This window comes from Promicromonospora sp. NPDC057488 (assembly GCF_042802395.1).
GTDB lineage: Bacteria > Actinomycetota > Actinomycetes > Actinomycetales > Cellulomonadaceae > Promicromonospora.
Genome location: NZ_JBHVEG010000251.1, coordinates 1 through 7,096, shown reverse-complemented (window position 1 = coordinate 7,096; position 7,096 = coordinate 1). Strand labels below are relative to the sequence as shown.

The following is a 7,096-nucleotide window of genomic DNA, read 5'->3' as shown; positions in this document are numbered from 1 at the left end:
GCATTCCGAGCTACCGACCACCTGACATTCTGCCGACCGCCCCGATCCGCCTCGGCCAGCCCCAGCCCCGGCCCCAGCCTCAGCCCCAGGCCGTCAGGCGAAGCGGGCCGTGCGCTCCGTCACGCGGCCGGCGCCGCGGCCGGCGTCGGCGGCCGGGTCCCAGGCGTAGACCTCGGTGCCCGTGATGAAGACGCGCTCGGCGCGCTGGTCGGTGTCGAACGGGTCGCCGGACCAGAGCACGACGTCGCCGTCGAGCCCCTCGGCGATGGCCCCCACGCGCTCGCCCAGCCCCAGGAACGACGCCGGGTTGGCGGTGATGGCGGCCAGTGCGGTCTCACGGGGCAGCCCGTCGCGCGCCGCGAACGACGCCTGGTGCACCAGGAAGTTGATCGGGATGACGGGGTGGTCGGTCGTGATCGCGACCCGCACGCCGGCCGCCGCCATCGCGGCGATGTTGCGGTTCGCGCGGTGCCGCACCTCGACCTTGGACCGCGAGACGAACATCGGGCCGTAGATGACGGGGATGTCCTTCTCGGCGAGGACGTCGGCGATCAGGTGGCCCTCGGTGCCGTGGTTGATGACGAGCCGGTAGCCGAACTCCTCCGACAGGCGGATCGCCGTGGCGATGTCGTCGGCGCGGTGCGTGTGCTGGTCCCAGGCGAGCTCGCCGGCCAGGACGCGGGCCAGGGTCTCCTTGCCGAGGTCGCGCTCGAAGGGCTTGCCCTCCTCCGCCGCGGCGTCGCGCTTGGCGGCGTAGTTCTGGGCGTCGACGAACGCCTTGCGGATCACGTTCGCGACACCCAGTCGGGTCGAGGGGAGCTGCTTCTTGTCGCCGTACACGCGCTTCGGGTTCTCGCCGAGGGCACTCTTGACCGACACGGAGTCGCTGATGACCTGCTCGTCGATCGTCCGGCCGCCCCAGGTCTTGATCGCGACGGTCTGGCCGCCGATGGGGTTGCCCGAGCCCGGCTTGATGACCGCCGTCGTCACGCCGCCGGCGAGGGCGTCGCGGAAGCCCTCCTCGTCGATCTGCACGGCGTCGATCGCCCGCAGCGCGGACCCGTTCGGGTCCGTCATCTCGTTGGTGTCGTTGCCGGCCCAGCCCTCGCCCTCCTCGTGGATGCCGATGTGGCCGTGCGCCTCGACGAAGCCGGGCAGGAGCCACTTGCCCTGGGCGTCGATCGTCGGCGTGCCCTCGGGCACGGCGACGTCCTGCCCGACGGCGGTGATGACGCCGTCCTCGATCAGGACGGTGCCGTTCTCTACGGGCTCGGCGGCCACGGGGACCACGTAGGCGTTGGTGATGGCGATGCTGGAGCGGGTTGTCATGGGTACATCATTACCCAAGGTAACGAGGGGCAGGGCCGCTACCCGCGGGTTTCGTCGTCAAGGTTGCGACCAGGGCTCACCTGCGCACCGAGAGCGTCCGCACGGAGCTCGTGCCGGCGAGGTAGGCCGTGGTGGGCGTGGTCACCGCACGCAGCTTCACCGTCCCCGCGGGCAGCCGGACGCGGAACGCGGCCGCCCCGCTCGTGCCCTGCTCCTCGACCCCGATCGTCCGCCACGTGCGGCCGACGAGCCGCTGCAGGTAGACCGAGGTGTTCCGCTGCGGCTTGGACGACGTGGCCTTGACGCTGGTGAGCGACCGCGACGTCGGCCGGGCGGTCTGCACGGACAGCGTGACCTTCGGGCGCACGCTCGCCGTGGTCGCCTTCGACGTCGCGGGCCCCGCCACCCCTCGGTGGTCCGCGTGCCGCCACCGGTACTGCGAGGTGGACGACGGCGTCACCTTCGCGCTGACCGTGCCCGTGGACGACGTCGTCCGGGACGTGACGGTGGTCCACGTGCTCGAACCGGCCGGTCGCCTCTCGAGCACCACGGACTCCCCGGGGAAGACCCGGAAGAACGAGGTGCCGGGCGTCCGCAGGCGTGCGGAGACCGTGGTCGCGGCACCCGCCGTGACGGTCGCCCGGGACGCGTTCGTCACCTCGAGGGCTGAGCGGGGGTAGACCCGGAAGGTGTCGGTCCGCACGGTGGGTTCCGGCACGTACAGCCGGGAGCGGTGGGACAGGGTCGTGGTGACCTCGGTCGTGGTGCGACCGGCCCACCCGGCGTCCCAGGTCTTGTCGACCGTCCGCGGGAAGGTGCAGGACGAGGTGTCGAGGCAGGGGAACGCGACCATGTCGGAGTAGTTGTTCAGCCCCGCGACGGGGTAGCCGCCGTTCCCGTGCTCGGCCCAGGCGTCCCAGGCCAGGGTCCCGTCGTACGCGGGAGACTTCGTCACCGACATGCGGTAGCGCAGCCGTGTGCCCTCGAGGACCCACGAGGCCGCCGTGACCTTGTTCCCCGCGGAGTCGGTGATCGTCGGACCGCTCATCGTGACGGGCTCGTCCACCTGGAACGTCGCCGACGCGCTCGCGGTTCGGCCGGCCCAGTCGGTCACCGTGACGTCCCAGCGGTGCTTCCCGAGCGTCAGCCGGTCCCCGGTGCCGACCGACGTGGTGCGGCCGGTGATCGGCGAGACGGAGCCGAAACCGCGCTGCCAGGTGTCGACGACCTCGCCGTCGAGCCGCAGCTCACCGGATCGCAGACCGACGAAGCGGTGCACGTCCGACTCGTAGACGGCCTGCACGGGGGCGAATGCGAGGTTCAGCAGGTGGTTGTCCGGTGACGCCTTGCTGCCCGGCCAGACCTGGAGCTCCAGGTCCCCTCCGACGACGATCGTGCCGGAGTCGGTCTGCACCACGGAGCCGTCGTCGAGGGTGACGAACCCGGTGACCGCCGCGTGCTTGCCCTGCACCGTGTCGGCGGGAACCAGACCGGTCGTGAACGGTGCCTCCGTGTCGGCATCGGACCGGACGATCGTTCCTGCGAGGTCGTTCACCTCGACCCAGAAGGAGCGGACCCGGGCGGTGTCGCCCGTCAGGGACAGGTTGAGCTCCTCGTCCCAGGCGTCTCCGAGCGGCGAGACGCCCCAGCTCCCGGGGACGCCCGGCGGAAAGCCCTCGACCGCGAGCACCGGATCGGTCTCGGCGGACGCCGTCGCCGCCGGGACCGCGCCCACGAGCACCATCGCGGACACGACGGCGAGGGCAGCGAGACGTTGGCGCGCCATGGGGGCTCCGATCGAGAGGAGGCGCCCTGGACGCGCCGACGTCCGCGATCCTAGGTTCCGGCCGGCCGTGATCCGAGGTCGACGGCGGGTGAAGCTGCCACGTTCACCCGGTCAGCCCGACGTCGCCGGGTTGGTCGCCTTCCCGTCGAGCCACAGCGTGTCCGACGCGTCCGCGTGGGTGCCCGAGGTGCCCACGTGCTTCGGGCTGATCTGCGGCCCCTTGGTGATCACGTGGACCATCGCCATCCCGTGGCCCCGGCCCAGGCCGTAGTCCTCCTTGAGCCACTCCAGGATCGGACCCGCCTTGGTCGACGCGTCGAACCCGCGCTCCTGCGCCAGCGCGATCAGCTCGCGCGGGGTGTGCCCGGTCTTGTCCTCGACGGCGTCGAGGTAGGCCTGAAACGACATCGCTGATCTCCTCATCTCCGGCGCCGTCGATCGGGCACCGCGTTCACCAGGACAGACGCGGTTCGCCCGCCGAACTCATCGGCGCCGAGCCAGCGGGACGAGCGAGGCTCAGGAGCCCGTCCGCAGGAGCTCCGCCGCCGCGGCGATCCGCGCCGGGTCGCCCGGCGTCGACGTCCACGGCAGGCGCAGCGAGTCGCGGACCTGGTCGTCGCGGAACCGGGGCACCACGTGGATGTGGAAGTGGAACACCGTCTGCCAGGCCACCTCCCCGGCGCAGTTCAGCAGGTTCACGCCGTCCGCCCCGAGCTGCTCGACGGCTCGCCCCGCGACCCGCTGCGCGGTCATCGTGCACGCGGCCAGGTCCTCTTGCGTGATGTCGTGCAGGTCGACGGCATGCGACTTGGGGATCACGAGCGCGTGCCCGTCAGCCGCCGGGTTGATGTCCATGAACGTGAGCGTGCGCTCGTCCTCGTCGACCTGGGTGGACGGGAGCTCGCCGGCCACGATGCGGCAGAATAGGCAGTCGGGTTCGCGGGTCACGGACGGACTCTAGCGAGCGACAGCGGGCCGCCGCCGGGCACCCGCCGCGCGCATCCATAGACTCGACGTCGTGGACTTCTACAACGCGTACGCCCACGGGTTCGCCCGGGTCGCCGCCTGCACCATCCCCGTCGCCGTCGCCGACCCCGCGGCCAACGCCGCCGTCGTGCTCGACCAGGCGCGGCAGCTCCACGACGACGGCGTGGCCGTCGCCGTGTTCCCCGAGCTGTGCCTGAGCGGCTACGCGATCGACGACCTGCTCATGCAGGACACCCTCCTGGAAGGCGTCCTCGACGGGCTCGCCGCCATCAAGGAGGCCAGCGTCGAGCTGATGACGGTGCTCGTCGTCGGAGCGCCGCTGCTGGTCGGCAGCCGCCTGCTGAACGCCGCCGTCGTCGTGCACCGCGGGCGGATCCTCGGCGTCGCGCCCAAGTCCTACCTGCCGAACTACCGCGAGTTCTACGAGAAGCGGCAGTTCGCCCCCGGCGACGAGCACCGCGGCACCCTGACCCTGCTCGGCGAGGAGGTCCCGCTCGGCTCCGACCTCATCTTCCGGGCCGACGACGTGCCCGGGCTCGCGATCCACGTCGAGGTCTGCGAGGACATGTGGGTGCCGGTGCCGCCGAGCGCGCTGGCGGCGCTCGCGGGCGCGACCGTGCTGCTCAACCTGTCCGCGAGCCCGATCACCGTGGCCCGCGCCGAGGACCGCCGGCTCATCGTGCGCAGCGCCAGCTACCGCTGCAACGCCGCCTACGTCTACACGGCCGCCGGCCAGGGGGAGTCCAGCACCGACCTGTCCTGGGACGGCCAGACCATGGTCTACGAGGCGGGCGACCTCCTCGGCGAGACCGAGCGGTTCCCGGACGGCCCGCGCGCCACCGTGGTCGACGTCGACCTGGACCGCCTGCGGCAGGAGCGGCTGCGGCAGGGCACCTTCGACGACAACCGGCGCGGGCTGGGCCTGGCCGCGCCCGGAACGGGCGACGGCGGCGAGTTCCGCGAGGTCACGTTCAGCGTGCACCCGCCGCAGGGCGACCTCGGCCTGCGCCGCAAGGTGGACCGGTTCCCCTTCGTGCCGGACGACGCGGAGCGCCTCGCGCTGGACTGCTACGAGGCCTACAACATCCAGGTCACCGGCCTGGAGCAGCGCCTGCGCGCGATCGGTCAGCCCAAGGTGGTGATCGGCGTCAGCGGCGGCCTGGACTCCACGCACGCGCTGATCGTCGCGGCGAAGGCGATGGACCGGCTGGGCCGGCCGCGCACCGACGTCCACGCGTTCACCATGCCGGGCTTCGCGACGACGTCGGAGACCAAGGGCCGCGCGGCCCGGCTCGCCGAGGCCCTGGGCGTGACGTTCCAGGAGCTCGACATCCGGCCGGCCGCCGAGCAGATGCTGCGCGACCTCGACCACCCGTACTCCGACGGCACCAAGCAGTACGACGTCACGTTCGAGAACGTCCAGGCCGGGCTGCGCTACGACTACCTCTTCCGGCTCGCGAACCACCGCGGCGGGATCGTGCTCGGCACGGGCGACCTCTCCGAGCTCGCCCTCGGCTGGTGCACCTACGGCGTCGGCGACCAGATGTCGCACTACGGGGTCAACGCGGGCGTGCCCAAGACACTTGTCCAGCACCTGATCCGCTGGACCATCGACAGCGGGCAGTTCTCGGCGGACGCGGGCAGCCCCGTCAACACCGTCCTCTCCGAGATCCTCGACCAGGAGATCACGCCCGAGCTGATCCCCACCGAGGAGGGCGAGACGCCGCAGTCCACGGAGGCGACGATCGGCCCGTACGCGCTCCAGGACTTCACGCTGTTCCACGTGCTGCGGCGCGGCTACCGGCCGTCCAAGATCGCGTTCCTGGCCTGGCACGCGTGGCACGAGGCGGACGCCGGCGACTGGCCGCCCGGGTTCCCCGACCAGCGGCGCACCGAGTACGACCTGGCGACCGTGCGGCGGTGGCTCGAGGTGTTCGTGCGCCGGTTCTTCGCCTCGCAGTTCAAGCGGTCCGCGCTGCCCAACGGCCCGAAGGTCTCGCCGGGCGGCACGATGTCGCCGCGCGGCGACTGGCGCATGCCCTCGGACGCGTCGTCGGCGGCGTGGCTCGCGGAGCTGGGGAAGAACGTCCCGGAGGCGTGACGGACGCCGCCGGTGAGGCCGGACACAGGCCCCGTTCCGCGTGTTCTACGAGGAGTAGGGTTCCGACATGCCTGCTGTCTCCGTTGCCCTGGCCCGGCCCGGTAGCCGTCGCCTCGTCCGCCTGATCACCGTGTTCGCAGCGGTCCTGACCTTTGCCGCGCTGCTGCTGGTGGCCGGTCCGGCAAGTGCCCACGACCAGCTCCTGTCGTCCGACCCGAAGGACGGCGCGAAGCTCGACGAGCAGCCCACGAGCATCGGGCTCACGTTCAGCTCCGAACCGCTCGACACCGGCATCGAGGTGGCGCTCGTCGGTCCTGACGGCACCACCGCCAAGGGTTACGACATCCAGGTCGACGACAAGGTCGTGACCGCCCAGCTGCCCGAGGACCTGCCGGCCGGCAAGTACGACGTCGCCTGGCACGTGGTCTCGTCCGACGGCCACCCGATCGACGGCGAGTTCACCTACGTCGTCGAGGGCGAGCCGGAGCCGACCGAGGAGCCCACCACGGGCGCGAGCGAGGAGCCGGAGATGTCCACGCAGGAGGCGGCGCCCGTGGAGGAGCCGGCCGACGAGGCCAGCACGCCCACGGAGCTCGCGGGTGCCGGGGACGGCTCGGGCCCCAGCGGGCTCGCCGTCGCCGGTGGGATCCTCGCGGCCGTGCTGGTCGTCCTCGGCGTGGTGGTCATGATGCGCCGCAAGATCCTCGAGAACGACCGGCTGCGCCAGGCGAACGAGCCCGGCTCGGACGACCCGGACGCCGGCGAGCGTCCCAACGAGAACCCCGACACCAAGGGCTGACCCCTCAGGTCGTCCGCGGCGCGGGCGCGTCCGGCACCGGCCGGGACGCCCGCACCGCGAGGATCACCGTCACCACGGCGGGCGCCAGCAGGAC

At 72.1% G+C, this 7,096-nt stretch carries 6 protein-coding genes; 2 read left to right on the top strand and 4 right to left on the bottom strand.

All coding sequences use genetic code 11. The annotated features are described in order from the left end of the window. Window positions 1-93 precede the first annotated feature (93 nt). The 4 genes from ACFU5G_RS28255 to ACFU5G_RS28240 all read right to left on the bottom strand — a co-directional run bounded on the left by ACFU5G_RS28255 (window position 94) and on the right by ACFU5G_RS28240 (window position 4,063). Window positions 94-1,329, bottom strand: coding sequence for an amidohydrolase (locus tag ACFU5G_RS28255; RefSeq protein ID WP_377252153.1), 1,236 nt, complete (start codon window positions 1,327-1,329; stop codon window positions 94-96). A 76-nt stretch (window positions 1,330-1,405) separates the two neighbouring features. Further along, window positions 1,406-3,115 carry a hypothetical protein gene (locus ACFU5G_RS28250; protein ID WP_377252150.1) on the bottom strand — a complete coding sequence of 570 codons (1,710 nt, stop codon included), beginning with the start codon at window positions 3,113-3,115 and terminating at the stop codon, window positions 1,406-1,408. Between the two features lie 111 nt (window positions 3,116-3,226). After that, window positions 3,227-3,523: a DUF4287 domain-containing protein gene (locus ACFU5G_RS28245; protein ID WP_377252147.1), complete on the bottom strand. Its 297-nt coding sequence runs from the start codon at window positions 3,521-3,523 to the stop codon at window positions 3,227-3,229. A gap of 108 nt (window positions 3,524-3,631) precedes the next feature. Beyond that, window positions 3,632-4,063, bottom strand: coding sequence for an HIT family protein (locus ACFU5G_RS28240; protein ID WP_377252145.1), 432 nt, complete (start codon window positions 4,061-4,063; stop codon window positions 3,632-3,634). Between the two features lie 70 nt (window positions 4,064-4,133). Here ACFU5G_RS28240 and ACFU5G_RS28235 point away from each other — a divergent pair, with 70 nt between their 5' ends. Together ACFU5G_RS28235 and ACFU5G_RS28230 are read left to right on the top strand one after the other, a co-directional pair. Further along, window positions 4,134-6,203: an NAD(+) synthase gene (locus ACFU5G_RS28235; RefSeq protein ID WP_377252143.1), complete on the top strand. Its 2,070-nt coding sequence runs from the start codon at window positions 4,134-4,136 to the stop codon at window positions 6,201-6,203. Between the two features lie 67 nt (window positions 6,204-6,270). Further along, window positions 6,271-7,002: a copper resistance protein CopC gene (locus ACFU5G_RS28230; RefSeq protein ID WP_377252141.1), complete on the top strand. Its 732-nt coding sequence runs from the start codon at window positions 6,271-6,273 to the stop codon at window positions 7,000-7,002. Window positions 7,003-7,096 lie beyond the last annotated feature (94 nt).

Coding starts and splice junctions, on each gene's coding strand:
- ACFU5G_RS28255 (WP_377252153.1), bottom strand. CDS start 1,329: ATGACAACCCGCTCCAGCATCGCCATCACCAACGCCTACGTGGTCCCC.
- ACFU5G_RS28250 (WP_377252150.1), bottom strand. CDS start 3,115: ATGGCGCGCCAACGTCTCGCTGCCCTCGCCGTCGTGTCCGCGATGGTG.
- ACFU5G_RS28245 (WP_377252147.1), bottom strand. CDS start 3,523: ATGTCGTTTCAGGCCTACCTCGACGCCGTCGAGGACAAGACCGGGCAC.
- ACFU5G_RS28230 (WP_377252141.1), top strand. CDS start 6,271: ATGCCTGCTGTCTCCGTTGCCCTGGCCCGGCCCGGTAGCCGTCGCCTC.